We start from the raw sequence: 25,616 nt of genomic DNA, 5'->3' as shown, positions 1-25,616 counted from the left end.
TTAGCAAGAATTACATAGTCTGGCTTACATGTTCCAGACCTTTAAGCCAGAACATTAACAACGGAAAGTAGGATAACGTGAACAAAGAAGAAACTCGAGGTCGGAAAATGCGTTCAGATAATGTTCGCGTTATCCCCGAGTTCCGCGAACAGATAGATATAGACAAACTCTGTCAGGCACTCATTGAGATTGCAAAAAGCCTCGCCCCAGAGAAACAGTCTGATCAGGAAAAAGAAACAGATCCATCAGACCCAGAATAAAAACTTCATCAGCTTCTCGTTCTGGAACCAATCATATAGCATACCGCCCTGGTTGGTTCCTTGCGAGAATCTGGTACACAGATTCATCGCCGTTACAGGCGGTCGAACCTTAAAGAGAGACAACCCGAAAGGAGGATTTACCCCAAGTCTCTCATCACGGCAGTTTAACTGTCGCATCAAATAGTAGTTCGTGGCCTATGCCGCGAAAGCACCTTAAAATCACCCCTTTTTCTCAGGCTTGGTACACGCAGAAAGAACTCTGCGTGTACCGCAGAGCCTCTTTCAGAATCGTGTACAACACATCAATTTTGAAGGAGGTTCAAAGCAGAATGTTATCCAGTAAATTCGGTATCGAAATTGAATTTACCGGGATCACTCGTTCAAAAGCTGCGGAGGTGGTGTCAAATTATCTCGGAGGAGAGGCTACTCTCGCCGGGGATTATTACGACACTCACATTATCAAAGCTCCGGACGGGCGCACCTGGAAAGTCATGTTCGATAGCAGTATCACTTGTCGTCACCGCGTCAATGGTACGAACATTCCGTGCAGCTCACTGTATGCATGTGAGCTCGTCAGCCCAATTCTTACTTATCGTGAAGATATTGGATCCCTGCAGGACATTGTACGTCGCCTGCGTAAAGCTGGCGGCCTCACAAACAATTCCTGTGGTATCCATATCCATCTCGATGGTTCTGCACACACTCCGAGATCCATCCGTAATTTCATTAACCTCATCGCCAGCCGCAATGATCTGTTCTATAAAGCACTTCAAATTGAGGATGAGCGTATGCGGTATTGCAAAAAGATGGATGCCTACTTGGTAGAACGCATGAACCAAAAGAAACCACGAACATTCGCACAGCTTGAAGAGATTTGGTACGCCGGTTATGGCGGAAACCGTAATGGTCACTACCATGACAGCCGTTACCATTTTCTCAATCTGCATTGTTTCTTTCATGGAAACCACACGATTGAACTTCGCGGTTTTAACAGCGCGCTCCATGCCGGTAAAGTCCGTGCATACATCGTATTTGCCTTGGCTATGAACCATCAGGCACTTACACAAAAAAGCGCCAGTTACCGCAAAGTACAGGAGGAGAACGAAAAATTCGCCATGCGAGTCTATCTGAATCGGATTGGCTTCATCGGTGAAGAATTCAAATCCTGTCGTAAGCATCTCTATGAACATCTCGACGGCAACGCCGCTTGGCGTTATGGCTCAAAAGAAAACTGTCATAGCCGTCGCAAGAAACCCGCAACTGAAGCACAGGAAGGAGGCAGTTATGCCGAAGATTGATTATGAAACTAAGAAAGCAGAAGCTATTCGCTGGATGAACATCCTCGGCATTAACCCGGATGTTATTCAAAAGTTTAAAGATCAAGGTATTGTTTCAGCCTGCTCTGGTATCTCGGGAGCTTTTGTTCCTCTTGATGATCCCGAACTGTTGGAAGAAATTCATCGTTTTGAGCAGGAATGGGACAATCTTGTTTATTTCGTCGTCCGCACGCCTTCAACCTATGGGCAGCTGGACTCTCTTCTTTTCATGGACAACTATTCTGACGAATGGGAGTTTGCAAGAGAAGAACTTAAAGACTGGTACGTAATGACCTTGACTTTAAATCGAGATTATCCCAGCTGTTCAGATATGGGAAGCATCGTAGTTGAGCGTTCAAAAAACGGCGGTCTGATCCGCCGCGGATAAGGAGGAAATGCTATGTGTAAACATGCTGGACTATATGTCGCTTATGGATCGAATATGAACATCGAACAGATGGCTCGCCGCTGCCCGACGGCAAAAGTTGTTTCGAGCGGTTGGCTCGAAGGCTACAGACTCCGCTTTAGAGGCGGCTCGTATGGCTCTGTGGCCACCGTGGAACCTTCTCCCGACGATTTGGTACCAATCCTTATCTGGGAGCTCAAGTCGCAAGACGAGGCGAATCTGGACCTCTATGAGGGCTATCCTCGGCTTTACCGGAAAGAGACACTTCGTATTAAGCTCGGCAGGAAAAAGCACCCGGCCATGATCTATATCATGAACGGAGAACAGCACCCATACGGATACCCGTCACAGTCATACTTTGACACCATCCGTGAAGGATATGTTTCCGCCGGCTTCGATCCTAAACTGCTTCACCAAGCAGTCGCGGAAAACATGAAAGGAGAAAGAATCTATGGATAATACACCCGATAACAAACTGTTCAATGCCCGGATCAATGTCATCCCATTTACCGAAATGCCCGAGTTGGAGGCTATGTTCTCTCTAATGGACGAGAGCTATCCCAAGTTCCTGGCACTGTCACTTGAATGTTTCACGAGCTTTTTCTGCGCCATTATCCACTCTTGGTGTGACGACCATCACATGGACGTCCGCCGCGTGATTAATATGATGCAGATCGCAATCTATAGCGAAATTGATCGAGAAAACGCTGAAAAAATCAGAAAGGAGATTTTCTAACATGATGACTAAAAAGATCAAAGAACAGATTCTGGCTATCCGGGATTCCGGTGAAACCAACATGCTTGATACCCGTGCCGTACAGTGGATCGCCAATCGCGAGAACTACTTCGAACTCGTCATCTATATCGAGGAGAACAGCCGTGAGTACTGGAATTTCATTATGACCGGTGAAGCTCCGATGGAGGATGATGACGATGGCATGGATTGAACTATTTAAGAGAGACTCTCTCCTAAACATCCGCAGGTTCTATGTTCCCGACGAAGCCGATACAAACGCTCTTTACCGGACATATAGGCGCAACGGCGGAATCCGCAATTTCTGCAGATTCGTACTTGCATCTATTCGGGATCAGAGCGATGAATACGTTAGCTTCGAGGATGATAACCTCGGTTCAAGTTGAAAGGAGGCAAAACATGTGGTCAGAAGGCATTATCGGCATACCGAAAGATGTCATGGGTAAACCAGTCTTCGTGCACTATTGGGTTAAACATTATAAAAACCCTAGCAAGTACGGCATTAATAATGGGCGCATCTCAAAAGTAATGATGAAGATCAACGATGAGATCGTATGTAATTATGATCGCGGCTGGGATATTCGCCCGACACATAAAGCTGCTGAAATTGCGTTGGAAATCTTACTCTATGAAATAGATGGGAGGGATAAAGAATGAAAGGCTTCATTGATGAAGGCCCGTCCATTCGTATCTACTACGATTTGGAAGGTCAACGTCGCAAAGACTTAGTCAAAGCACTTGGCGAGATTCTACTTTGGGAACCGAAATATCTCGGAGCCCCCACTTTCAGCTATCAGGTCGGCAATTATATTGTCACCCAAATTGGTGCGATTATTTGCCCTGAGTGCTGTACAAAAGAAATCGCCCAGCAGATTATGCTGAAACTTAGAGAACGCGGCTTTGAACATACTGGCACCAATTTGATGCTTTATGTTGTGTCGCTGCCTCGTTCCATGTTCGATGATAAATCTCTCGCCCGTCTTCGCAATCTCGTTAAATCCAAGGAAACCATCCTGAAGACTGCTCTCGGAGCAAGGGACCTTCAGATCGAAACGACCGATGAAAAGGTCTATTTCCCTTGGTTTACACTCAGCGGAGCAGACGGAGAAGCCGATGCTTACAACAAGCTCATCGCGGCTCTTGGCAAAGCAGCTCGTGAACAGAAACGTATTTCTCCAACCGAAAAACCTCAAGAAAACTTGAAATATGCCATGCGCCTGTTTCTGGTTCGTCTCGGATTCGTTGGAAATGAGTATAAGCGGGCCAGAAAGATTCTCTTACGGGAACTGTCTGGTAATTGCAGCTGGAAAAGTGGCCATGCGCCAGAAAGGACAACGCCTGATGAAATGGGGGTGGAAACAAATGAGGAATAACAATATTCCGGATCGTGCAACGATTGAAAACTTACGCGGCAGGTATCCGAAAGGAACTCGCGTAGAATTGATCTACATGGACGATCCGTACTCAACGCTCAAAACGGGCGATCAAGGTACCGTCATCTTCGTTGATGATATCGGTACTATCCACGTTGCCTGGGATTGCGGTTCCAGCCTTGGAGTCGCATATCGGGTAGATCATATAAGGAAACTGTGACCTCAACTATAAAGCCAGCCCCGGCTGGGACTGGCTTTTTTCATGACAAACCCGAACAAGATAATAAACTATTAATTCTCCGCAGAATGACTGGCTTTCTCTCGAGAAGAGAGCTATCATGCGATGACGACCTATGAAAGGAGGTAACGTTCTATGAGCAATTCAACTATGCTAGATACCGCACAGGCTCTCATGGGCTCCATGACGCCAAAATTTGCTGTATCCTATCTCCGCGTATCTACTCGCGGACAAGCTGAACGTGGCGGCGGCCACGACGAAGGTTTTTCGATCCCGGCGCAACGTGAAGCAAATAAAAAGAAGGCTGCTACATTAGGCGCAATAGTCGGCAAGGAATTTGTCGATCGTGGCGCATCCGCCAAATCCGCTGATCGTCCGCAGCTTCAGGCGATGCTTGAATATGTCAAAGAAAATGCCGATCGCGTTGATTACGTAATCGTACATAAGGTCGATCGTCTCGCACGCAATCGTGACGACGACAGCGACATTATGCGCGTATTGCGTGAGTGCGGCGTTCAACTCGTATCTGCATCAGAAAGCATCGATGATACTCCAGCTGGCATGCTACTTCATGGCATCATGAGTTCCATCGCTGAATTCTATTCACAAAATCTAGCAACTGAAGTCAAGAAAGGCATGGGTGAAAAAATTAAGAGTGGCGGCACAGTCGGACGTGCTCCGATTGGATATCAAAACGTTCGCTATGTCGATGATAAAGGCCGTGAGGAGCGAACGGTTATCACAGATCCAGAACGCGCCCCACTCATTAAGTTAGCATTTGAACAATATGCAACTGGAGAATGGACGGTCGCTGATTTGGCTGATCACTTAGCTGCTTGCGGGCTAAATACCAGGGCAACCCCCAAAATCCCATCACAGCCCGTAAACCTTAAAACGCTACACAAGGTTCTAGTTAATCCGTATTACAAAGGGGTTATAAAATATAAAGGCATTGAATACCAGGGTAGTCACGAGGCTCTCGTAAGCGAAGAAACATGGGATAAAGTCCAGTCAATTCTCGCTTCGAGACTAAATGGTGAGCGAAACTTAAAACATCCTCACTTCCTAAAAGGCAGTGTTTACTGCGCCTATTGTGGGGAGCGAATGCTTGTAACAAACGTAACAAAAAAGAATGGGATGGTGTATCCGTATTTCTACTGTGCCGGTCGCCATAGCGGTCGCAGAAAGGATTGCAAAACTCACTCCGTATTAATAAGTGTTGTCGAGAAGGAAATTGAAAAGATTTATGATTCGTACCAACTACCGTCATGTGTACGTGAGATATTAGAATCGCGGATTCAGGAAGTCATTGCTAAAGAAAAAGAAAAATACGACAAAGAGCTAGATGGCCTGAAAGGCCAAAAGGCTCAGCTAGAGAACAAACGAAAGAAACTACTTGAGGCTCATTATAGCGATGCAATTCCGCTCGATCTGCTTAAATCGGAACAACAGAAAATCGCAAAGGAGCTTGCAGCTATCGACCATGAGCTCAAAATGCATAATATGACATTTAAGCAGATCAGGAACAATCTCAAATTAACGCTTGATATTGTCGAGAATTGTGGGGAGGCATATCGCAACGCAAGTCACACTATTAAGAGATTAATGAATCAGGCAATCTTCGAAAAATTTTACATAATCAGCAATGACGAAGTTGATCTGGATATAGAATTCTCATTTAGACCTCCTTTCGACAAGCTCCTGGAACCAATCAAGGACGATATTGCCCGAATCAACAAGAACAAATCTTCGAACAGAATTGGCAATTTTTTAACTATAGCAAAAGGCCACATCCAAGAATTTCTTGAATGTGGCCTTTCTGACGTTGAAAATCCATCAAATATGTCAACTTACTCAAACGATGGATATTTTTTTAGGCATAATAGTTTGAGTAAGGTACTTTTGGTGGACCTATCGCAACTTTATTCAAACCCCTTTTTACAGATAAAGAAGTTCAAAGAAAAGCTTAATCCACTTAGTTTTGGCGCTAATTCAGGCGATTCTGTCAAAAAATCAAACCTGCCAACTGCAGATAATATATCACCAAAACGCCAAAATGTCTATGGCGAGACCGAAGTATGCCGTATCCGCCAAAAGCAAAAGACTCTATCGAAGATTGAAGTCCAAACGGTATGTAAGAGATATCAGTCAGGAGACTCCGTATATAAGCTAGCTAAAGACTTTGAGTGCCATAGAAGTACCATAAGTGCAGTATTAAAACGTAATGGCGTAGAAGTAACTCATCTAGCATCCAAAAAGCCAGAACTTGTCAAAAAAGTAGTTGAATTATATGCTGAAATGAAAACGCCGAAGGAAGTCGGAGCAATTGTAGGCATCAACGAGGGAACGGTTCGACAAATCCTTAAAGATAATAATGTTTATATCCGGAGGAGCTGGGAGTATCAAAAGAAGTAATCAACCACTAGTAAAACACCTCATGTTATAATGGCAATATGGCCACGCAATCCAATAAAAAGCTGGAAGCAAATGAAGATAACTATGAAGATCTTCCTGTATCATTTGAGGAAATAAAACCGACATCATTCAAAAAAAGTCAAAAAATAGAAGAAACCGTAGATACAGAAGCCTCCATTAAACCAAAAAAGAAAAGTCTCGACGATCGCTTTTCATTTCCTAAGGGCCTAGGTGAATTGTTGGGCGGATTTGCAGTTACCATGATTGGATTTGCTATTGGCGGAAGTTCACCTACAAACGTATTGGCATTGCTAGGATTGCTCAGCATGGCGAAAGGCATTATAACGCTACTTGGTGCATCTGCCATCTATATTTACAAAAAAGCTAAAACGCCTCTCAGCTTACCCGAAAGCACTCCTGATAAGGCAGATAGCAAGAAATGCCAAAACTGCAAAAAAGCAATAAGTAACGACGACAAATTCTGCCCAAAATGCGGCGCACGACAGTGAGCTCAACAATTTAAGCTGACATAAAAAAAGAAAACCATTTCCTTTCCTAACAAAGAAACTCGCTACCAAGCGAGCTTCTTTTGTTACATTTTCTTCATTTTCCTAATCAACTTATATCGTCCCCATATCGCATCAACCCACCATACAATTTTCTCGATCATGATAGATCTCCTGTTTAGTTTACCGACAAACGATAACGCGAATCGAGAAACAAAGAAAGCATGAATTCAATATTTTTATTATTAGGCTGACACGCCTAGATACCGCTCTGCGACAGAATTAAGCTGTGTGGATATCTCCGAGAAATCACAATTAAGATCCAGCGTACCGACGCTTATCGTGTTACCGGTCATCTTATAGGTTCCGTTAGGCTGAGTCATCTCATCCGTCTTAGCATACAGAAGCATACCAGAAACAGCCTTCTCGGGATCATTCAATTCTGCAGTCTTGTTTTTCACGTAAGTGAAAATCTGATATAGGTTTCCGGAATGAACCGAATATGCATCGTACTGCACCTGCATGTTGTGAGCATAATACTTCGCATCAATAATCAAAACTTTATTGCCATACTCGAGCATGACATCGCTCTGCATGATAGGTAACATTTCGAGCACGCCATCATCTACGATCCACGGAATTTGCGATGCGCTAGCTTTTATCTGTGGGTACTCTTTTTTGAAGTACTCCAATATAAATTTCTCATACAGCCGGCACATCCGCTGCTCATCGATAAAATCCATCAGCTTAACGGAGCCATCAGAATTCGTCTGGAGCAGCCCCTTTATTACTAAATAACAGATCGAGATAAGCATTCGATATGTCTGGTTATTTCGGTTATATTGCTGGTTCCAATTAATCAGATGTGGATCAAGCGTATCCACCTCACCGAAGAAAACCAACAGCTTCTTGAGCTCCTTCTTTCTAACTCTCGAGATATCCGAACGAATCAAGAGCTCCATTGTAGTCTTGATTATTCGGTTCATATAGGAATTCGTAGAGAACTCGTCGTAAGTGCAGACCATCTGACGTTTGAGCATAGTACGAGCCTTGACGGATTCCGTAATCTCAATCCGCCCACGCAAAGCAGACAACTGCTCAGAATGCTCTATGTATTCTCGCCCCAAGCCTTGTTTTAACTGTTTCGATACACCCTTGGCAAGAATAGCCGCACAGAGATCAGCTACATTTTCGAATTCTTCGGTCTCTATACTCTTGAAGCCTTGCTCATTTAACACCTGAAAGGCATATGAGAGCATATAGAAGATGTTTTTAATCGGTATCAATTAATAGCACTCCTTAGGTGATTGACCCAGCTCTTTACTTTTGTCGGCTCATCAAACCAGTACTCTTTAAGTAGCGGAATAAGTTCAAACTCTACGATTTCAGACAGAGCCTGATCGGTAACTTCCTTTAGATTGCAGAAATAACTGTGCCCAATGCAGAAGCCCTCACCAAGAGATTCGTCGGCTGCAATAGCCTCATTGAGAGTCTGCACGGTGGCAATTAATCGATCGAATTTCAAGTTTGATAGACCTTCCTGATAATCCCTAAATCCTTTAGTCTCAAATCCAGGCTTCATCTCATAAAATGCAAAACGGCGACGAAGTGCATAGTCCAGCATCGCAAGGCTACGGTCGGCAGTGTTCATCATGCCGATGATATACACGTTTTCAGGAACCGAGAACTTCTCATTAGAGTATAGAAGCTGAAGACCGATGCCGCGCTTGTCGTTTTCAATCAGCATAAACAGCTCGCCGAAGATTTTACTCAAATTACCACGATTGATTTCGTCAATGATAAAGAAGTAATCATTATCGCTATCGACTTCCGCTTTCTTGCAGAAGTTATAGAATGCGCCAGCTTTACGCTCAAAACCGTTTTCCGTCGGACGATAGCCCATAATGAAATCTTCATAGGAATAGCTCTGATGGAACTGAACCATCATTACGCGCTCTTTATCTTTCACGCCCATGATGGAATAAGCAAGTCGTTGAGCCGCATAGGTTTTACCGACGCCCGGCGCTCCTTGCAGTATCACGTTCTTTTTGTGCGCAACGAGGGAAACGAGCGTATCATAATCCGCTTTGCTCATATAGACGTCTTCGAGGAACTGGTCAGCATCATATGCCGGATAACTTACTTCCTTTTCCTCAACGTCATCATCTACTTCGCTCTCGAACAGTGCATTGAGCTTTTCTACATACTCACTGTATTGGGTAATATCCGTCAGCGTCTTCATGACGGCCTGACCAGGGTGTTGCCATTCGCCTTTATGTGTCCATTTCACCTTGCGGACATTCCTGAAATCCGATTGACTCTCGTCATAATAATAGTCAGAGTCAACGACGCCGCGACCTACTACCAGATGCATGCCTTTCTTTACAAATACAATGTCCCCCGGCTTCATCTCATTTGCGAATTGCCAAGTAGCATGAGCAGCATTCTTGTAAGACAGGCTCGGATCGAAACGATCCTTCATGGTCTGTTTCATCTGTTCCTTACTGGAATAGTCCTTCAGATTACCGATATCCCAGCCAATCGCCATGATACCGGCTTCATAGAACTGATTCCAATAGGCTGCTCCATCGCCCGGCGAATAAATCCAGTAATGGGTAGTTTCCACATCTTCATCTGCAACTGCCGCACCTTTTTCGCTTTCCGCTTTAGCCGCAGCTCGCTGCTCCTCATTCACCTCTTCAGAGTAGCGCCATGCCTCAAAACTCAAGTCCTTGAAGTCTTTAAGGCTAGAGGCTTCACTCTGTAAGTAATTGCGGAGTTTTTCTACAATATCGAAGTACTTACTTGCAGCAATCTTCGCCTCAATTGCTGGAAGCCCCTGTACGACATCTGCCGGAATCTTACCAGATCGATAGATATACCATTCATTCCGGCTATCCAAATTCAGGAAGGAGTTTGGAGCAATCCAGTACAATCCCATCGTGATCTTACTATTACCATTGCCCTTCTTGTTAATAGCAAGATCAAAGAAGCGGGATACGGTCTCTCTATTTTCCGGAGTCGGATTACTAGAATAAACTAATGCAGCCTCAAACAGACCCCACAGGTCAGGGATGTCATTCTCTCCGCGATCAGGGAGAAAATAATAGAATGTTGCATTCTGAGGATTAAGGACAGGAATACTGTCAAAAGCTGTTGGAACAGGCTCTTTAATATCGAACAGGGAAGCAATCGCTTGTAAAATAGCAAGACGGTTAGCGTCCGTAAGTTTCTTGTTAAAGAGGCCAAAGAAAGTAAACGGATCAATATCTACTATCTGATTATCTTTTTCGAGGGTAGGAAGATTAATCCCTGTCATCTCATAAATCTTCCGAATCTGTTCGACTAACGCAGGACGGTTGTCCTTGTATTGCAATAGCTTTCCGGCCAGCTCCTTATAAAAGTCGACCCAATCAAATGTTCCAATGTTATCCATTATCAAACTCTCCCTCATTCGTCGATGAATTCTATCGGATATAATCCATCTAATGCTTATTTTATAGTATATCAGTTTGAGTCAACCATGTATAGTTAACGAACACTTGGGAACAGCGTAAGTTGGGTGACATCGGCTCAGTCGCAATGTGCAGAAGGATTTTCAAACATCAGACTTCAGAGTCTGGTGAAATTCCATTTTTCAAAATCGGAACATTTGGCGGTGAACCGGATGCTTTCATTACTCGTGAGCTCTTCGAAGAGTTTAAGGCGAAATATCCGTATCCAGATAAAGGAGATATCCTGATTTCGGCATCCGGCAGCATAGGCAGAACCGTTGAATTTACTGGGGAAAATGAGTATTTTCAGGATTCCAACATCGTCTGGCTAAAGCACGATAAGAGCATCATCAATCCATTTCTTAGACACCTCTACTCGGTAGTAGAATGGGCCGGGATTGAAGGCAGTACTATTAAGAGGCTTTACAATGACAACATCTTGAAGACCGAGGTAATGCTCCCATCCGTGCAGGAACAGACGAAAATTGCAGAGATGCTTGATGGAATCGACAGCCTTATCACCCTTCATCAGCGTAAGCGGTGAATAACTAATTTAGGGTCGCCATCGACTTCATTACAAGGTCGATATCCTGATTCTCGAGTTCCTGAATAATATGCAAGTAAGTCTTCTGCGTTGTAGTCATACTTGCATGCCCCAACCTTCGGGCAACACTGGCTATTGAAACACCCGCGAATAGCAGCAGTGATGCGTGCGTATGACGCAAACCATGTACAGATATCACTGGAAGCCCCATTGTGGAGCAATGGCGTTCGAGGATCCCATTTACTGTAGAATTATAGACATCCTTATCATCGCAGACAAAAATCGGCTTATCTTTCGGTAAGCCGCGCACGAGTTCTGAAAACTGAATAACTGTCTGCCAATCGATCTGTATTTTCCTAACTGACGACTTATTCTTCGTCGGTAGAAATCCGCCAGACCCCTTATAGTCCCATGTCTTATTGATCGTGAGCGTCTGATGCGCGAAATCAAAATCCTCCGGCGTCAGAGCAAGTGCTTCCGAGAAACGCATTCCCGTTTTCGCGACGAGGAGGATAAAATAATCCCAGTTAATACTGTCTTTTAAACTAAGGCCGGACAGTAAGGTATGAAGTTCGTACTGGTTTAAATACTTGATCTTCTTTGGAGTCGGAGCTTTACCCTTAATGATCGCTTTCCTCGTAGGATCGCGTTCGATAAGTCCCTCATCAACGGCATCAAGAATCGCACCTTTGATGAGATGATGAAAGTCCATCGTAGTCTGCCGCTCATGTTTCTCGGCATACGCATTGATGATTTCCTGATACCTAATCCGATCAAGATCACCCAGCTTCAAATCTGGAGCCAGCTTGCAGATCCATGAATGTGCCATATTGTATTTGTTGAGCGTAATTGGCCTAACCGCTCCCTCTTTGTAAACTTTGACCCATTCAGCATAAAAATCACAGAACAGGTCGTCTGACGACTGTTTTTTCGACATATTACTTGTCCTCCTTGCACAAAAAATACGCCTACGCTGATGAAAAGCAAAACATAAGGGTAATAGGCCGCAATATTATACAAACATCTTTTGCAGCAAGGAATTCTTAAGATCTTTCAATTTATCGCACTTACGCTGATGAAGGGTGATAAGGGCGTCGATTGAAGCGAAGTAATCGCCGATTTTGTTTTGTTCATCAATATCTTGTGGCACCATTAGCTCTGCGCCATTGACTACATCGGAGTTAATTGACTCAAATGTCGACCCGGCTGCAAGTTTCTTCCAGTAACCATCCGAGTCCATTTTTACGAGCGACTGATATATGAACTCATTGCCTTTAATACCGGCAACACCACGTCCAAGAACCACATTATAAGAGGTCTTTCCCATAGAACCGGCAGGTGCGCGGACACTCATAATCAAGTCTCCAGCCTCTGCGGTCTTCGTTTTCTGTGTCGTCCAAATTCTTGGAGAAACCCATCCATCCTTTAAGTCGGCATTGCCTTGAACCAAAATATAATCGGACGGTGTATCACTATATGTAGAGCCGTCAGGAGACTGCCCCATAGTCACTTGGCAAACATCACCTAGCTTACGCTGTTCCCAAGCGTCAGTAAAACCAGTAAATCGAATTTCCGGAACATTAGCACCATCACGCGGAAACATTTTTTCAAGCATAGACTTTTTGACATTTTTCAGTCGGTCATACTTTCGCTGATAGAGATTTATAAGGCAATCGATTGAATTCAAGAAATTTGCAATGTCTATTTGTTCCTTCACTTCAGACGGTGCAACTAATGAATATGCCAATATATCTTTATTACTAATATTCTTCTGCGCTGCGCCTTGTCCAGCCTCAATCATGGCCTTTTCAAAAATCGGGTTTCTGAGAGCATGGAACAGATAATCAGGAGTTATATTGGACTGATTCGGTATAACTTTCCCGACACGCTGATTGAGTAATCCACTAGTATTCGACATTTTTGACACACGCCCAACATTCCCTGTCAAAGAAACAAGAATGTCCTCCTCATGTAGAAGATACCCATTAGGAGATTCACATGAGATATGATTCCCAATAGTATCATCGATATATACTTCTCCAGAAACGTTTGCAATCGTCACAACGAGATAATCACCATCGTCCGCATATTCGGATGACTTCCATGCATTGCCACCTAAGACACTCGCAACATCGCCCACGCTACATCGGTTCCAAGCGCTAGAAAAACCCTCAAAGCGAATTTCAGGAACTAACGTTTGAGGGCTTGTCATATACTACTTTATTGTAGCATACGGCAAGCCCTCTTTTAGATTATTGCCAGGGAAGACGTTTAATCTACATCGAAACCACCGCTTGAAATGAATAGCCTCAGAATCTTGTCAATCATCGCCGGCACGCGAAATGCCTTAATCGGCTTACCTTCCGCTTCTTCGAAATATGCTTTGGCAACATCTCTATCGACAGAGTCTTTCAGCCGGTCAAAGCGTCCAAAGGCATTCAATTCATCCATCGACACACCACGATCCATAAAATCACGGAGCATCACTTCATCGACGCCAATAGCTACCGCGAAACGATGAATCCTGTCATTGTGCGCTTCAGACTGGTATTGGTTAATATAGTCAATTAATGTCTTGTCATCTTCGACAACAATATTTCCTTGCTGAACATCCGTGAGGAAGATCCGCGCATACTTCTGCTGTTCTTGCGAAAGCACAGCAAATGACTTGCGCAGTTCCTGCAATGCGGCGGTTGCCTCTACGCCGTCCTGCAATTGTTTGAGGTATTTACGGAAACGTGTTTCCATGTAGTTACGGTCAATAGCTCCGGTATTGATCTCCGTAAGATGGGGGTCAATCTCATAAGGCAGATCTTCTCCGGTATCACCGCCCGGTTCGTCACCAGGGACAAAGAGTTCCTTGTAACGAAGTGCCATAGATAGGAATGCCGTCTCGTCAACATTAACTCTGATCTTTTCAGTTTTTCCATCTTCGGTTTCGACCTTATATTCAAGATTATCCCAAGTGAATCCCTGAATAGACGCCGATTCCAAATACGTATTGAATTCCTTGAATAGCTTCGCAAACTGTCCACGCGCAGCCTTGTCGTCCGGTAGCTTCTCAAAATCATCTAATCCAGAAGATTTGAACAGAGAAACGATATCGTCATAAACGCCATTCATCTTTTTGAGGTTATCTCCAAGTTTGCTGACGAATATACCATATGGACGGTCACCGGAATATAGCTTAAACGCCTCCTCCACATTCCGCTCCATTGTATGCGGCTTTCTATAATAACGAATGATGCCGAATGGCTTTTCTGCTGGATCAAACAGGCGGTTAGTACGTGAAAATGCCTGAATTAATCCCTCATAGCGGAGAACTTTGTCTAAATAAAGTGTGTTCACCCACTTTGAGTCAAAGCCTGTTAGCATCTGATCTACGACAATCAAAAGATCAATCTGTTTCGAGCGATCTTTTACTATGCCGGTATATGGAGACTTATGTGCCAGCCGCAAAGATAAGTCTTTCTTATAGGCCGTAAAGGTTGGAATCGTAAAGGTCGTTCCATAAGTAGCATTGTAATCGGTCAGTATCTCAACAAGGCCATCTTCTTTGAAAATTGCGCCCGGATTGTTGTCTATATTCGGGTCAAACAGCGGAGCGACCTTCAGCTCCGGAGCAATCTGCCTGAACATACGATAATATTTGATTGCCTCCGGAATGCTACTCGTTGCAAAAATAGCATGGAATTTTCCGTTATGACTCAACCGAATCCAGTTACTACGTATATCTTCAATTACGGCTTTCCGATGTTCGTCGCGATCATATTGCGCTTTTGGCAAATCATCCTCTATGCCACGGACATACTTGCCGTCATCTCCACGATATCCAGCCATTGGAACCTTCGTCGGATCCGTATAGGTATAGTAGATTTCTTCTTTCTTGGGGTCAGAAAAGACTTCTGCTACTGTTTCTGCTTTAGCCTTATCCAATGCTACAGCTTCACGAAGCTCCTTATCCGCATAGGTCATGACCATGGTCGGGTCGAATCCAAGAACATTCTTGTCACGAATGCCGTCAGCAATCGAATAGCGATGAAGCTCGTTACCAAAGACGTCCGTTGTAGTGTTCATTTTCTTCTTGTTTTCGTCATGGATTGGCGTACCGGTAAAACCAAAGAACATCGCGTTCGGGAATGTATTCTTGATATTAAGTAACATATCGCCAAAAGTATCGCGATGGCATTCATCGACAATGAATACAAGACGCTTTCGATTAATGATTTCAATATCCTTAGCTTTGTAACCGCCTTCCTCCATAACGCGGCTCATCTTCTGGATGGAAGTTACGATCAGAGTATTTGCTGGATCGCTACTTTTCAGCTTCGTAACCAGCACACCGGTATTTTCCGTGGCCTGCACGGAATCCGAGTCGTCAGCAAAACCGCGATACTCCTGAAGCGACTGCGTACCAAGCTCAATACGATCCATCAGGAATACGACCTTGTCCGCATCACCGGAATTTGCAATGAGCTGTGCAGACTTAAAGGACGTCATCGTCTTTCCGGAGCCGGTCGTATGCCAGATATATCCACCACGCTGACCAGGTTCCGACCATTTACGCTTTGCAACGGCCTGAGAAATCGCAGATGCAGCATAATACTGGTAGCTGCGCATAACCTTCAGTGTCTCATCGGTATTATCCGCCACGGTATAGAAACCAATCATCTGATGCGCCATTGGAATAGACAGCAAATTTGCTGCAATTTTATCCCATTCATTGACAGGCTCATTATTAAAATCTGCCCAGTGGAAATAATAATCCTGATTAAACTTTCCGTCAGGGCCAGGATTCGCAAAGTAGATTGTTTCCTCCGGCGTCATAGCGACAAAGATCTGGACGAGCGAGAACAAGCCAGTAAACACACCTTCGTGGGCGTATTTTTCAATCTGGTAGCATGCCTGACTGACCGGAATGCCGCTCTTTTTGAGCTCTACATGAATAACTGGCATACCGTTAATCAGCAATACAAAATCCCCACGACGGCTATTCAAAATCGGATTCTTAGCAGGGAAAACTGGCTGTTCCGCAATCTGATAGCGACTCTGACCTCCGGCAATCTCTTGACGATCATATATCTTCAAGCTCACCTCATGGCCAAAGTGTAATTGATCAGCAGGATTATCACGCTTTACAATAACGGTTTTGCCATTAATGAAGCCATTCAGCTTGACCGGTGTGCGCAGATTCTTTATTTGCTCCATAATCTGCTGCATTTCGCCATCCGTAAGCGGGGCATCATTCAAACGGTCTTGACTGTTGTTATTCTCGAAAAGAATGTCCGCCCAGTTTCGGATTAGGTCTTTTTCTGTTTTATAGCGCAAAATCTCGGGCTGACCAGTGGCATGGTTCACCCAGCCAGCGTTAGCCAGTCTCTGAATCAATGCGTTTTCAAAATCTAATTCCGATTCAAATACCATATTGCTCCTACTCCTATTATACAAACATCTTCTCAAGCATAGATTTCTTTATCTGTTTGAGCTTTTCATACTTACGCTGATGAAGGGTGATAAGGTTGTCGAGTTTCTTGAAATAGTCTCCAATAATATCTTGCTCATCCGAAGACGGAACCATAAACTCCATTTTCGAGAACATGTATCCAGTAATCTGATTAATCGTGGCACCCATGTTCATCTCGACTTCTTTGTCAAATCGGGGCGTATTTAGTAAGGCATTCAAAAATGAAGGATGCTCCGAACGGATTCCCGTCATGAACGCTCCAATGACCGTATTAGGCTTAAACCCCTTTATTTCAGCGTGTTTTCCAATTAGAGCACGCGATCCGTTTCGAACAACAACGATAATATCTCCGTCTCGAACATTTTCGGAATTAACAACTGTTGGGTTGACATAGACGTTGTCCGCATCGACAACTTCGCCGTCTTTTACATTCGAGGATCTAAGGACAAGAGTCCCAGCTGGACGGATGTCCGCCGGTGAATATGTCAGGCCGCTGAAAAATGAAACGAATTCGTCAAGCTTACGCTGTTCCCAAGCGTCAGTAAAACCAGCAAATCTAATTTCCGGGACATCATGGCCATCACGCGGAAACATTTTTTCAAGCATAGACTTTTTGACATTTTTCAGGCGATCATACTTACGCTGATGAAGGGTGATAAGGTTATCAATTTGGTCGAAGAATGCAGATATAGCCTCCCGTTCTTTCTCACTCGTTGGCAATGAAATAGTGATTTCGGCCATGACGTTATTCATGAGTTTAGGGTTGCCAACATAAGAAACATGACCTTTCGCTACATTATTCAACGCTTCTGCAATCATTTGGTTTGGCGTAACCTTATCGGCCAACAAAACGCCACAAACATTGGTGCAATAGAACTTTCCGCTCCTGTAGTTGACTGTTCCGGCATTTGCGCCGTCAGTCGTCCACGTAATCGCATCCTCATACAAATAATCTTTATAGTAGCCCATCAGGCCATTATCTTTTGTCTGAGATGAATATACGGGGTAAGGTTTAGCATCGGATGGATTCTCGTCTGTTAACGGCGCAGCAAGTACATATCCACGCGTAATTTTGAACATCTCTGCAACCTTACGCTGTTCCCAAGGGTCAGTGAATCCGGCAAAGCGAATCTCAGGAATGTTTTTATTTTCAGCCATCATTTTCACCCCCTCAGCAGGTTTTTGAGCTCAGCTAATCCCTTCATGTCAAACTCGGAGCCAGTCAAATTATCAAGCATGGAACTAAATTCCTTTTCTGTACGCTCTATTTCAGACTCCAGATCGTTGAGGGTGGTAGCATATTTCTGAGCCAAATCCGCAACCTTCTTCGCCATTGCATCTACGACCGCCTTTGGCAGACCATTTAGCGCATTCACAAGCGGGGTTATCCATTTATGCTCCAGCAAAGTGAGTACCTGTTCATCGGTAAGCGATTCAATGGTTTCTTTCGTCTTCTGATGAAGTTGCGTGCCCTCATCTTTAATCTGCTTCTTGAGCGTTTTCTCCTCGTCGTTCATAGCCGCAACTTTTTTCAGAACAGCTAAGACTTCCGGTTCTACCTCTTTCGCTTTAATAGCCTTCTTTACTTCCGGCCATACAAAAGCGGTCTTATCTTCATTGACGAATTCGGCCTCTTTATCCTCTTCCGAAAGACCATCAAGCTCTTCTTCATAAGAGGATGCTATCTCGGTAAGTCTATCCTCATGAGCCTTTAATGCAGCCAACTCTGCATATAGGAATTCTTTCTGTGCCAGTTCAAAAGGAATAATGCGGCCAACCCAGCCTTCCTGAACTTCCTCCTCAGTACCGCCTTTTTTCTTCAATACCATGTTCGGATCTACGGCTTTTGTAGCCGAAAAACCATCACGTTGAATTGTTTCAAGGTCGGAAGAGATAACTGACCAAGAACCATCAAGCAACTGATAAGCCTCATATCTGTCTACAAGCGGGACAGTCGCAAGTCTACCAAAGATATTGCTACTGATTTCTTCCTCATTCGTCGTTATCTCCATACTATGTAGATTATTGATTATCTTCTCGCGCAGATATTTAGAAAAGTCACCGAAAACACCACTAAATCCATCCGTAAATGCTTTCACGTCGCCACTGTTCTTAATCGCAGCCGCGACATCATCAACCGCAAGTGTAGAATAAGGAGTTCCGTCAGAATGGAAAATCTCTTTACGAAGATTTGGAAATGCCTCCCAATACTCATGAAGCGCATCAATTTCGGCATTAGGAATACCACCGGACATAGTCGCGAGAATATCCCAGGACTCTGCAGCTTCAGAGGAATCAACATAGCGCGGGATGTTTAAGTTGTAATCATTCTGGCGAATCTCATCACGGGTAACCACACGAGAAAACTTCTCAACGCTCTTGCGCTGAGTGACAACATCAACGATGCGCTTGATATCCGATGCGCGAAGCTTGTTGTTCTTACCGACTTTCTCGAAGTGCTTTGAAGCATCAACAATAAGAACATCCGTATTCGTGCGCTTCTGCTTCAGTACCATAATAATCGTCGGGATACCGGTGCCGAAGAAAATGTTAGCAGGAAGGCCAATGATGGCATCGATATTGTTCTTCTCAATCAAGTTGCGACGAATATCGCCTTCCTCACCTCCACGGAATAAAACACCGTGAGGTAAGACAATCGTCATGATGCCATCCGGTTTAAGATGAAACAGGTCGTGGAGCAAGAATGCGTAATCTGCTTTACTCTTAGGAGCCATGCCATAATTGGCATAACGAGGATCATGCTTCTTATCCTCAGTCGGCTCCCAATGCTGAGAATACGGCGGATTCGAGACTACAGCGTCAACGTACAGTGGGGAATAAACATGCTCTTCATCAAAGAACGGCCAGTCCTCTTCGAGCGTGTCGCCATTACGCGTTACGATATTGTCCGGAAGAATACCACGCATGACCAAGTTCATACGGGTAAGGTTATAGGTGTTTTCTTTAAGCTCCTGAGCATAATACTTGATATTGTCCTTGCTTCCCATATGCTTTGCGGCGCTCTGACCAATATTGATAAGCAACGAGCCTGAACCGCTCGTCGGGTCGTAAATCTCAATTTTGTCGCGATCGCTAAGATGATCCGCCACGATCTCGGACATTAGCAGGGAGACCTCGTGCGGGGTATAGAACTCACCGGCCTTTTTACCAGCATTAGCCGCAAAGTTGCTAATCAAATATTCATAGATAAAACCAAGAACGTCATAATCCTCTTTGCCATCCATTGGAATATCTTTAATAAGCTGAAGTAAATTGCTGATTGCTTTGGTTCGTGCTCCGGAGGTATCACCAAGCTTTGTAAGTCCAGTATCAAGAGTATCGAAAATCTTCTCGAAGACCTTTTTATGCTTTGGATCAATCAAGCGATTAAAGGCGGAAAGGGCATCAGTAACATTAGAAACATCAAAGTCTTTGCCTTTATGGAGCCAAGTAGAGAAAAGATTATCGTAGGAAATGAAGTAGCCAAGCTGACGACGGCAGTATCCAACTGTATCAGCATCTTCCTCTGTAAGCTCTTTTAGGTCTTCGGCCTCCCAGCCATCCTTTCGGAGAAGCTGTTCCTCTTTGTCCGACAGGAACTTATAGAAAATAAAACCAAGAATATAATCTTTATACTCATTAGCCTCAATTTTAGAACGGAGCTTATTAGCGGACTCCCAAATTTTCGAAGCAAGCTGTTGCTTATTCATGAACCATTTTCCTTTCAATCACTGTATTTAGTATAGCATTAAGAGAGACAGGCTCCGGCCTAATCATCTACAAACTCCATGATGTCATCTAACGAACAATCAAGGGCCTTACATATTCGCCCCAAAACATCCGTCGTAACGTTATCACCGTGCGTAAGCTTGTTTATTACATAGTGACTTACACCGGCCATTTCTTCGAGATCTTTCTTTTTCAAATCTCGATCTATAAGTAGCTTCCATAGCTTTTTGTAGCTTACATTCATAATCATGACCTCTCTGATTCTTCTCAGTAAACTGCTAACGTTTATTATATCACTTCGAGTCCGGATTTTCAATTATTTGTTATCGTTCGAGAACATTAGTTGCCAAAATTTTGCCACAACCAAGGTCGGTTGTGGCATTTTGCTTTTTATCTGCTTTTCGTCTCTCGTCGATTTCCTTTAAGATCCTCATCTGACACATTGTTTATGAAAGAAATCTTCCAAGAATCTGCTTTGCCGTAGCGTGCGTAATTGACAATAAGTTCACTTTTTAGGTCATATCGCTCCAGCATCTTTTCTGCCGCTACCCCAGTCTCTTGGATAAAGTAAGACAATTCGCCAAGGTACGCTCTGTATCGAATATCATCGTATTTTTTTCGAAGATCAGCGCTTAGCTGTTCCCGATCCACAAATTCATGCACTGTTTTCCAAAATGAGACCATATTCCATTGCAACTTCCTATATTCCGGTCCCATATCTTGCTTCTCTGATATCTCACGGGCAAGCATATTAACCATCTCTTCAAACGGCGCAATCTGAAAACCGTTTTCGCACACTAGCTGAATATATGTAGCCATCTCAGGTAGTAAGTCATCATTCTCATACATAAACCGACTAGGCACTACACTAAATGGCATAGTCTGACGAAGTACTGCAACGAGATAGGCTTTTGATATAAATGCCGCAAACTCATCCTTCTGTTTGTAGAGCTCCCAAAGTTTATAGTAATCCTCACCGGGTAAAGTAAGATCTCTCTCAATTATTCCAAATAAGTCATCCTTAAGGACTCTTCGATTTTCTAACGAAAGAATTGGTAAAAGATTTCTTTCAAAGAATAACCTAATTCTCCCTTCCACGCCATCTTTTAGATAGATATCAATAATCGACTGCGCTATTTCTTTACCGTCGCGCATGTGCGAAAGCATAGCTTTGGTATTATCTACAGTTCGGCCATAAGAAAATGCTAGCCAGTCCTCATCAGAGTACCCCGCACGAAGCAGGACATACATATCAAAGATACTTCTGTAATGTGCACTCTTACGTCGTTCATTGCCATACTCATCTTTATAACTAATATACCCATGACACCTAGGTCTTACGGTATGCTCGAACGCTTCAAATGTCAGTTTTCTGAAATCCTCCGGCTTCTTATCCTTTGCCATTTCATATTGCCACCCTTCGTACAACTTTCTAACAACTTTTTCGGCAATTCCACCGCAACATTTCTGGCAACTATGTATCAACCCTGTTTTGTGACAGCTATGAGAGAATATGCCCAGAAAGAAAAGCCAGAGGTTAAGAGCCTCGAAAGTGCCTATATTATAGCATTTTTCTCGCTTTTCTTCAATCCACTAGAGAGGAGGTGAATACGTATGACGAAGTTCTATCTGTCTATTCCTGAAGGAACATTTCAGGGTGGCCGTGAAGGTCAGGAGCTTCCAGCCGGCACTTTCTGCGGCGGTCGCGAAGGTCAGGAACTCCCGGCTGGCACTTTCTGCTAAACCTAACCAGCCAATCTCTTCGGGGCTCTGTTCTTGATCCCCAACTGAGGGAGTCTCAGTTTCGACTCGAGACTCCCTCCCACTCTTCGAAAGGAGGAAATGCATGCTACGCATTCCGAGGCTACTACGCCAGAGACGCCCGTATGAGCGACTACAGTATCGGAGCAGTGACGACTCTCTGACCTTTGATTTTGTGTTCTGGCATCTTTCGCAGGATGAAGGATGGCGGATCTACATAATCAATAAGATAGACTACGGCTCCCATGACCACAGCTCGCATTACGCGCATTGGTTACACGACTTCCGAGATACATACCCGTACATCTGCTGGGCAGGGACAATCGAAACCTTCGATCAGGCTAAAGCCGTTGCTTCTCTCTGGGCAGACGCCACGGCGCTATATGTCAAGCCAGATGAGTACAGAAGTTTCAATCAAATCGTATCTGATCTAAAAAACTGAAAGGAGCAACACATGTTTAAAATAATCCCATTCATAAAACCCAAGCCGCCTAAACCGCCGATTCCGCCTTGTCTTTGCATTACGGACGAAGTAGCCAATCGGATCGAAATAACCATTGGCAGTCTTCCTGCAGAAACCGGTGGCTTCCTCGGGACGAGCGACGGCAAAACTATTGATCATTTCTACTTCGACCACACTGCAGAGACCTCAGCAGCTACCTATACGCCCAATGTCGCGGCTGTAAACCGGAAGCTCAAGGAATGGAACAAAGCCGGAGTTCGCCTGATTGGCAATGTACATTCACACCCAGAAGGATATACCCGACCCTCTAGTGCAGACGTAAAGTATGCCCAAAGGATCATGGAAGCCTTAGATCTTCCTGAGTTCTATATCCTCATCGTTCAGCCTGAACACGAAAGGAGGCAAAAAGCATGTTAGTAAATACCTATCACATCACAAAAGACGGCCACGTAAGCGAGATTACGCTAAAGTCCCATACGCCCCCGACCATAGCTAAGGAAATTGCAGATGAACCAATTCCCGATCTGTTCGCCCGCATCCAGTCCGAACTTCCTTTGGAGATCTTGAAGCGAAAGATGGTTATAGGTGTAGGTGTTGGCAGTGGTCGCGGCTTATATGAGGGCTTGGCGCGATGCGGTTTTATCAACTTCATGTTCATGGATCACGACTACGTCGAAGACGTGAATGTTGCTACGCAGCATTCGACGGTATCCGAAATTGGCAAACGAAAAGTTAATGTTCTCAAAGAACGCATCTTAGATATAAATCCGCAGGCGAATGTAACTGCAATCTCACTGAAGTTAGATGACAGCCTTTCTGACGAAGGCTTCGAGTCCCTGATCGGTGAACAGCTCATCACGCATCCTACCGACATCCTAATCTGTGGACTGACAGATTCTTTTAAAGCCCAGGCTCGTACAGCTAATCTTGCCATGAAGTACGGAACTCCTTATCTTGCCGCTCAGCTCTACGCTGGCGGAGAAGGTGGCGAGGTGTACTTCAGCTATCCCGGCGTTACAAATAATAGCTGCCCCAGATGTGCGCTTGGCAGCAGATACGATGCTTATGAGGCTGGATTTCAGAATGATGTCACGTCGAACGCCTCGGATTTCTTTTCTTCGCTGAGGATGAATTCCATTGAGGGTAAGATTGCCTTGATGCTCCTGATGCACCACGAGGATGAACGCTCTCGTTACAGCAACATGCTGGACATGGTAGCGGATCGAAATTTCGTTCAGGTGCGGATGTCGCCTTTCGCTGGAGAGCATCTGGGCCTGCATGTTTTCGATCGAACCATCACTCCAGATTATGGCTTCTTTGATGATACGGTCTGGATTCCGCAGGTGCCGAACAATGAGGCCAATGGTTTTAAGACTTGTCCGCTCTGTGGCGGTACCGGCGACCTTCTGGCGCTTAAGGACAAGATAGCTGATACAAGGGAGGTCTGATATATGGAGAAGCTTTCAGATCTTCGCAATGTAACCACGCAAGAGTTTGAATGGCTTAAGCACAAGATCGACAGCTTGCCGCTCTTGAAGCCATACCTCTTCGACAACATCTCCTTGTACCCAGATTGCACACCGGAAAGCACGACCATCGGTTTTTATCGGAACGAACAGGGCTATGCATTATTCTTCAATGAAAAAATCTCATACTCAGGAGGCAACCAGATCCTAAATCGCCTGTTCTCAGACGGCTTGATCGTTGCGGATACTATGGATCACCTTCAGGCTTTTTGCCAACAGCTACCGGATGAATCCGTGAACGAACCGCCGGACACATCACCGGTAGTAACGGTAGAGGACGACATTACGGACTTTGATGCCATTACTATCCCAAAGGACGAAGTTGTAACCTTAAGTTTTGACTTCATCCGAAACGAGCTCCGTAAAACTGTTATCGGACAGGACTTGGCAGTGGATATCGTTGCTTATCAGTTGACTGCGCATCTCAGCAAGCCCAACCCCAAACGGCCATTGACGCTTCTGTTCCATGGCGTTCCGGCAACGGGGAAATCCGAACTAGCCAAAGCCATCGGTGACCTTTTATCCAGATACTGCAGCCATAAGTACGGTGTTGTCTGGGTCGATTTAAACACCTATACCGAAGCGCATACTGTCCACAATCTGACCGGTGCTCCAGCCTCCTATATCGGGCATGACGAAACGCCAGTGTTCTACTCCGTAGTTGAGAATCCTTATACGGTATTCATCTGGGACGAAGTGGAGAAAAGTCATCCGGCGGTCTTGAAGTTGTTCATGGGAATCATGGACGAAGGCAGATGCGCCTCCAACAAGGAACTTCCTGACCACACCCGTGAGTATGACTTCAGGCATTCCATCCATATCTTCACTACCAACAGTCCTATCGGGGAACTGAGCGTCAATAAGCGACCTATTGGTTTTGCTACCAGTACAGACATCAAAGATATTTCCTACGAGGATGACGCTGTGAATGTGGAATATATGGAAGGTTCCAAAGAAGCGGAACAATCTTTGGTTCAGCGTATCTACGATCAGAACGAGAAGGCTCGTCGCGCCTTGGTAAGAACCGGGGTCCTGCCGGAGATCGCAACTAGGTTTTCTGGTTTTGCCGAGTTCAAACCACTTTCGGACACTGCAAAGATTCGTATCATCGCGAAGACTATCCTGACCACCGGCTTCGAGTATGGCATCAAGCTCAAATATATCGCCCCGGCCATTATCCAAGAGATGGCAAACGCAGCGGGCAAAGATGGCTTTTCTGTGCGCAGTTACCGCACCATCGCGGAAGGATACCTCTCTGGTACTTTCTCGGCGACACAGGCCGTTTCTGGCCCCGACAGCGGGGAATATCGGCTGGAGGGTACTCTCGCCGAACCACAGTTGAATCCGGCATAGAAAGCCCTATATAA

At 44.7% G+C, this 25,616-nt stretch carries 25 protein-coding genes and 1 pseudogene; 17 read left to right on the top strand and 9 right to left on the bottom strand.

The window, feature by feature from the left end; genetic code table 11:
* Nucleotides 1-107 precede the first annotated feature (107 nt).
* From ACLU24_RS05670 to ACLU24_RS05615, 12 genes are all read left to right on the top strand, one after another.
* Nucleotides 108-260, top strand: coding sequence for a hypothetical protein (locus tag ACLU24_RS05670; RefSeq protein ID WP_412610926.1), 153 nt, complete (start codon nucleotides 108-110; stop codon nucleotides 258-260).
* A 329-nt stretch (nucleotides 261-589) separates the two neighbouring features.
* On the top strand, nucleotides 590-1,558 hold the full coding sequence (locus ACLU24_RS05665) for an amidoligase family protein (RefSeq protein ID WP_412610924.1): 969 nt from the start codon (nucleotides 590-592) through the stop codon (nucleotides 1,556-1,558).
* Nucleotides 1,545-1,964 carry a hypothetical protein gene (locus ACLU24_RS05660; protein ID WP_412610922.1) on the top strand — a complete coding sequence of 140 codons (420 nt, stop codon included), beginning with the start codon at nucleotides 1,545-1,547 and terminating at the stop codon, nucleotides 1,962-1,964. Before ACLU24_RS05665 ends, ACLU24_RS05660 begins: the two co-directional genes overlap by 14 nt.
* 12 nt (nucleotides 1,965-1,976) lie before the next feature.
* Nucleotides 1,977-2,441 (top strand): gamma-glutamylcyclotransferase family protein, encoded by a 465-nt coding sequence (locus ACLU24_RS05655; protein WP_412610920.1) that lies wholly within the window; start codon nucleotides 1,977-1,979, stop codon nucleotides 2,439-2,441.
* Nucleotides 2,434-2,718 carry a hypothetical protein gene (locus ACLU24_RS05650; RefSeq protein WP_412610918.1) on the top strand — a complete coding sequence of 95 codons (285 nt, stop codon included), beginning with the start codon at nucleotides 2,434-2,436 and terminating at the stop codon, nucleotides 2,716-2,718. The genes ACLU24_RS05655 and ACLU24_RS05650 overlap by 8 nt, the downstream gene beginning before the upstream one ends.
* A 1-nt stretch (nucleotide 2,719) precedes the next feature.
* A complete protein-coding gene (locus ACLU24_RS05645) occupies nucleotides 2,720-2,929 on the top strand; it encodes a DUF5049 domain-containing protein (RefSeq protein ID WP_412610916.1) in 210 nt (69 codons plus the stop codon).
* On the top strand, nucleotides 2,916-3,122 hold the full coding sequence (locus tag ACLU24_RS05640) for a hypothetical protein (protein WP_412610914.1): 207 nt from the start codon (nucleotides 2,916-2,918) through the stop codon (nucleotides 3,120-3,122). The genes ACLU24_RS05645 and ACLU24_RS05640 overlap by 14 nt, the downstream gene beginning before the upstream one ends.
* Nucleotides 3,123-3,135: 13 nt before the next feature.
* A complete protein-coding gene (locus ACLU24_RS05635; RefSeq protein WP_412610912.1) occupies nucleotides 3,136-3,393 on the top strand; it encodes a DUF7678 domain-containing protein in 258 nt (85 codons plus the stop codon).
* Nucleotides 3,390-4,109, top strand: a complete 720-nt coding sequence (locus ACLU24_RS05630; RefSeq protein WP_412610911.1) for a virulence protein — start codon at nucleotides 3,390-3,392, stop codon at nucleotides 4,107-4,109. Before ACLU24_RS05635 ends, ACLU24_RS05630 begins: the two co-directional genes overlap by 4 nt.
* Nucleotides 4,099-4,329, top strand: coding sequence for a DUF4314 domain-containing protein (locus ACLU24_RS05625; RefSeq protein ID WP_412610909.1), 231 nt, complete (start codon nucleotides 4,099-4,101; stop codon nucleotides 4,327-4,329). Before ACLU24_RS05630 ends, ACLU24_RS05625 begins: the two co-directional genes overlap by 11 nt.
* Before the next feature lie 153 nt (nucleotides 4,330-4,482).
* On the top strand, nucleotides 4,483-6,762 hold the full coding sequence (locus tag ACLU24_RS05620; protein ID WP_412610907.1) for a recombinase family protein: 2,280 nt from the start codon (nucleotides 4,483-4,485) through the stop codon (nucleotides 6,760-6,762).
* A 38-nt stretch (nucleotides 6,763-6,800) separates the two neighbouring features.
* The gene (locus tag ACLU24_RS05615; RefSeq protein WP_412610905.1) at nucleotides 6,801-7,271 is read left to right on the top strand and encodes a zinc-ribbon domain-containing protein; all 471 of its coding nucleotides are present in this window, start codon (nucleotides 6,801-6,803) and stop codon (nucleotides 7,269-7,271) included.
* Nucleotides 7,272-7,513: 242 nt separating this feature from the next.
* Here ACLU24_RS05615 and mcrC read toward each other — a convergent pair whose 3' ends face one another.
* Both mcrC and ACLU24_RS05605 read right to left on the bottom strand, forming a co-directional pair.
* Nucleotides 7,514-8,554: a 5-methylcytosine-specific restriction endonuclease system specificity protein McrC gene (mcrC, locus tag ACLU24_RS05610; RefSeq protein ID WP_412610903.1), complete on the bottom strand. Its 1,041-nt coding sequence runs from the start codon at nucleotides 8,552-8,554 to the stop codon at nucleotides 7,514-7,516.
* Nucleotides 8,551-10,704, bottom strand: a complete 2,154-nt coding sequence (locus ACLU24_RS05605; RefSeq protein WP_412610901.1) for an AAA family ATPase — start codon at nucleotides 10,702-10,704, stop codon at nucleotides 8,551-8,553. Before ACLU24_RS05605 ends, mcrC begins: the two co-directional genes overlap by 4 nt.
* Nucleotides 10,705-10,820: 116 nt before the next feature.
* Between ACLU24_RS05605 and ACLU24_RS05600 the strand changes: the two are divergent.
* Nucleotides 10,821-11,306: pseudogene (locus ACLU24_RS05600) on the top strand (restriction endonuclease subunit S); the annotation flags it as partial.
* A 4-nt stretch (nucleotides 11,307-11,310) separates the two neighbouring features.
* On the opposite strand, the gene ACLU24_RS05595 reads toward ACLU24_RS05600, so the two are convergent.
* The 7 genes from ACLU24_RS05595 to ACLU24_RS05565 all read right to left on the bottom strand — a co-directional run bounded on the left by ACLU24_RS05595 (nucleotide 11,311) and on the right by ACLU24_RS05565 (nucleotide 21,903).
* Nucleotides 11,311-12,243 (bottom strand): site-specific integrase, encoded by a 933-nt coding sequence (locus tag ACLU24_RS05595; protein ID WP_412610899.1) that lies wholly within the window; start codon nucleotides 12,241-12,243, stop codon nucleotides 11,311-11,313.
* 75 nt (nucleotides 12,244-12,318) lie between these two features.
* Nucleotides 12,319-13,518: a restriction endonuclease subunit S gene (locus ACLU24_RS05590; RefSeq protein ID WP_412610897.1), complete on the bottom strand. Its 1,200-nt coding sequence runs from the start codon at nucleotides 13,516-13,518 to the stop codon at nucleotides 12,319-12,321.
* A 59-nt stretch (nucleotides 13,519-13,577) separates the two neighbouring features.
* Entirely contained in the window at nucleotides 13,578-16,730 is a 3,153-nt protein-coding gene (locus ACLU24_RS05585; RefSeq protein ID WP_412610895.1) for a type I restriction endonuclease subunit R, read from the bottom strand.
* A gap of 16 nt (nucleotides 16,731-16,746) precedes the next feature.
* Nucleotides 16,747-17,931, bottom strand: a complete 1,185-nt coding sequence (locus ACLU24_RS05580; RefSeq protein ID WP_412610894.1) for a restriction endonuclease subunit S — start codon at nucleotides 17,929-17,931, stop codon at nucleotides 16,747-16,749.
* A 2-nt stretch (nucleotides 17,932-17,933) separates the two neighbouring features.
* Nucleotides 17,934-20,480, bottom strand: coding sequence for a type I restriction-modification system subunit M (locus ACLU24_RS05575; protein WP_412610893.1), 2,547 nt, complete (start codon nucleotides 20,478-20,480; stop codon nucleotides 17,934-17,936).
* Between the two features lie 59 nt (nucleotides 20,481-20,539).
* Complete coding sequence (locus tag ACLU24_RS05570; protein ID WP_412610892.1) at nucleotides 20,540-20,743, bottom strand: helix-turn-helix domain-containing protein; 204 nt, start codon at nucleotides 20,741-20,743, stop codon at nucleotides 20,540-20,542.
* Nucleotides 20,744-20,889: 146 nt separating this feature from the next.
* On the bottom strand, nucleotides 20,890-21,903 hold the full coding sequence (locus tag ACLU24_RS05565; RefSeq protein ID WP_412610890.1) for a hypothetical protein: 1,014 nt from the start codon (nucleotides 21,901-21,903) through the stop codon (nucleotides 20,890-20,892).
* Nucleotides 21,904-22,113: 210 nt separating this feature from the next.
* On the opposite strand from ACLU24_RS05565, the gene ACLU24_RS05560 reads away from it, so the two are divergent.
* The 4 genes from ACLU24_RS05560 (at nucleotide 22,114) to ACLU24_RS05545 (ending at nucleotide 25,602) form a co-directional block, all read left to right on the top strand.
* The gene (locus tag ACLU24_RS05560) at nucleotides 22,114-22,242 is read left to right on the top strand and encodes a hypothetical protein (protein ID WP_412610888.1); all 129 of its coding nucleotides are present in this window, start codon (nucleotides 22,114-22,116) and stop codon (nucleotides 22,240-22,242) included.
* Between the two features lie 472 nt (nucleotides 22,243-22,714).
* Nucleotides 22,715-23,140, top strand: coding sequence for a Mov34/MPN/PAD-1 family protein (locus tag ACLU24_RS05555; RefSeq protein ID WP_412610886.1), 426 nt, complete (start codon nucleotides 22,715-22,717; stop codon nucleotides 23,138-23,140).
* Nucleotides 23,134-24,171, top strand: a complete 1,038-nt coding sequence (locus ACLU24_RS05550; RefSeq protein ID WP_412610885.1) for a ThiF family adenylyltransferase — start codon at nucleotides 23,134-23,136, stop codon at nucleotides 24,169-24,171. Before ACLU24_RS05555 ends, ACLU24_RS05550 begins: the two co-directional genes overlap by 7 nt.
* Nucleotides 24,172-24,174: 3 nt before the next feature.
* Nucleotides 24,175-25,602, top strand: coding sequence for an AAA family ATPase (locus ACLU24_RS05545; protein ID WP_412610883.1), 1,428 nt, complete (start codon nucleotides 24,175-24,177; stop codon nucleotides 25,600-25,602).
* Nucleotides 25,603-25,616 lie beyond the last annotated feature (14 nt).

The sequence above is a fragment of the Pseudoruminococcus sp. genome (assembly GCF_047012705.1).
Lineage (GTDB): Bacteria > Bacillota > Clostridia > Oscillospirales > Acutalibacteraceae > Pseudoruminococcus.
The sequence above is the reverse complement of the archived record's forward strand: the minus strand, read 5'-3'. Positions and strand labels throughout refer to the sequence as shown.

Coding starts and splice junctions, on each gene's coding strand:
- ACLU24_RS05605 (WP_412610901.1), bottom strand. CDS start 10,704: ATGGATAACATTGGAACATTTGATTGGGTCGACTTTTATAAGGAGCTG.
- ACLU24_RS05630 (WP_412610911.1), top strand. CDS start 3,390: ATGAAAGGCTTCATTGATGAAGGCCCGTCCATTCGTATCTACTACGAT.
- ACLU24_RS05590 (WP_412610897.1), bottom strand. CDS start 13,518: ATGACAAGCCCTCAAACGTTAGTTCCTGAAATTCGCTTTGAGGGTTTT.
- ACLU24_RS05640 (WP_412610914.1), top strand. CDS start 2,916: ATGGCATGGATTGAACTATTTAAGAGAGACTCTCTCCTAAACATCCGC.
- ACLU24_RS05650 (WP_412610918.1), top strand. CDS start 2,434: ATGGATAATACACCCGATAACAAACTGTTCAATGCCCGGATCAATGTC.
- ACLU24_RS05635 (WP_412610912.1), top strand. CDS start 3,136: ATGTGGTCAGAAGGCATTATCGGCATACCGAAAGATGTCATGGGTAAA.
- ACLU24_RS05560 (WP_412610888.1), top strand. CDS start 22,114: ATGACGAAGTTCTATCTGTCTATTCCTGAAGGAACATTTCAGGGTGGC.
- ACLU24_RS05620 (WP_412610907.1), top strand. CDS start 4,483: ATGAGCAATTCAACTATGCTAGATACCGCACAGGCTCTCATGGGCTCC.
- ACLU24_RS05555 (WP_412610886.1), top strand. CDS start 22,715: ATGTTTAAAATAATCCCATTCATAAAACCCAAGCCGCCTAAACCGCCG.
- ACLU24_RS05645 (WP_412610916.1), top strand. CDS start 2,720: ATGATGACTAAAAAGATCAAAGAACAGATTCTGGCTATCCGGGATTCC.
- ACLU24_RS05575 (WP_412610893.1), bottom strand. CDS start 20,480: ATGAATAAGCAACAGCTTGCTTCGAAAATTTGGGAGTCCGCTAATAAG.
- ACLU24_RS05665 (WP_412610924.1), top strand. CDS start 590: ATGTTATCCAGTAAATTCGGTATCGAAATTGAATTTACCGGGATCACT.
- ACLU24_RS05660 (WP_412610922.1), top strand. CDS start 1,545: ATGCCGAAGATTGATTATGAAACTAAGAAAGCAGAAGCTATTCGCTGG.
- ACLU24_RS05545 (WP_412610883.1), top strand. CDS start 24,175: ATGGAGAAGCTTTCAGATCTTCGCAATGTAACCACGCAAGAGTTTGAA.
- ACLU24_RS05615 (WP_412610905.1), top strand. CDS start 6,801: ATGGCCACGCAATCCAATAAAAAGCTGGAAGCAAATGAAGATAACTAT.
- ACLU24_RS05580 (WP_412610894.1), bottom strand. CDS start 17,931: ATGATGGCTGAAAATAAAAACATTCCTGAGATTCGCTTTGCCGGATTC.
- ACLU24_RS05570 (WP_412610892.1), bottom strand. CDS start 20,743: ATGAATGTAAGCTACAAAAAGCTATGGAAGCTACTTATAGATCGAGAT.
- ACLU24_RS05655 (WP_412610920.1), top strand. CDS start 1,977: ATGTGTAAACATGCTGGACTATATGTCGCTTATGGATCGAATATGAAC.
- ACLU24_RS05565 (WP_412610890.1), bottom strand. CDS start 21,903: ATGGCAAAGGATAAGAAGCCGGAGGATTTCAGAAAACTGACATTTGAA.
- ACLU24_RS05585 (WP_412610895.1), bottom strand. CDS start 16,730: ATGGTATTTGAATCGGAATTAGATTTTGAAAACGCATTGATTCAGAGA.
- ACLU24_RS05625 (WP_412610909.1), top strand. CDS start 4,099: ATGAGGAATAACAATATTCCGGATCGTGCAACGATTGAAAACTTACGC.
- ACLU24_RS05595 (WP_412610899.1), bottom strand. CDS start 12,243: ATGTCGAAAAAACAGTCGTCAGACGACCTGTTCTGTGATTTTTATGCT.
- ACLU24_RS05550 (WP_412610885.1), top strand. CDS start 23,134: ATGTTAGTAAATACCTATCACATCACAAAAGACGGCCACGTAAGCGAG.
- ACLU24_RS05670 (WP_412610926.1), top strand. CDS start 108: ATGCGTTCAGATAATGTTCGCGTTATCCCCGAGTTCCGCGAACAGATA.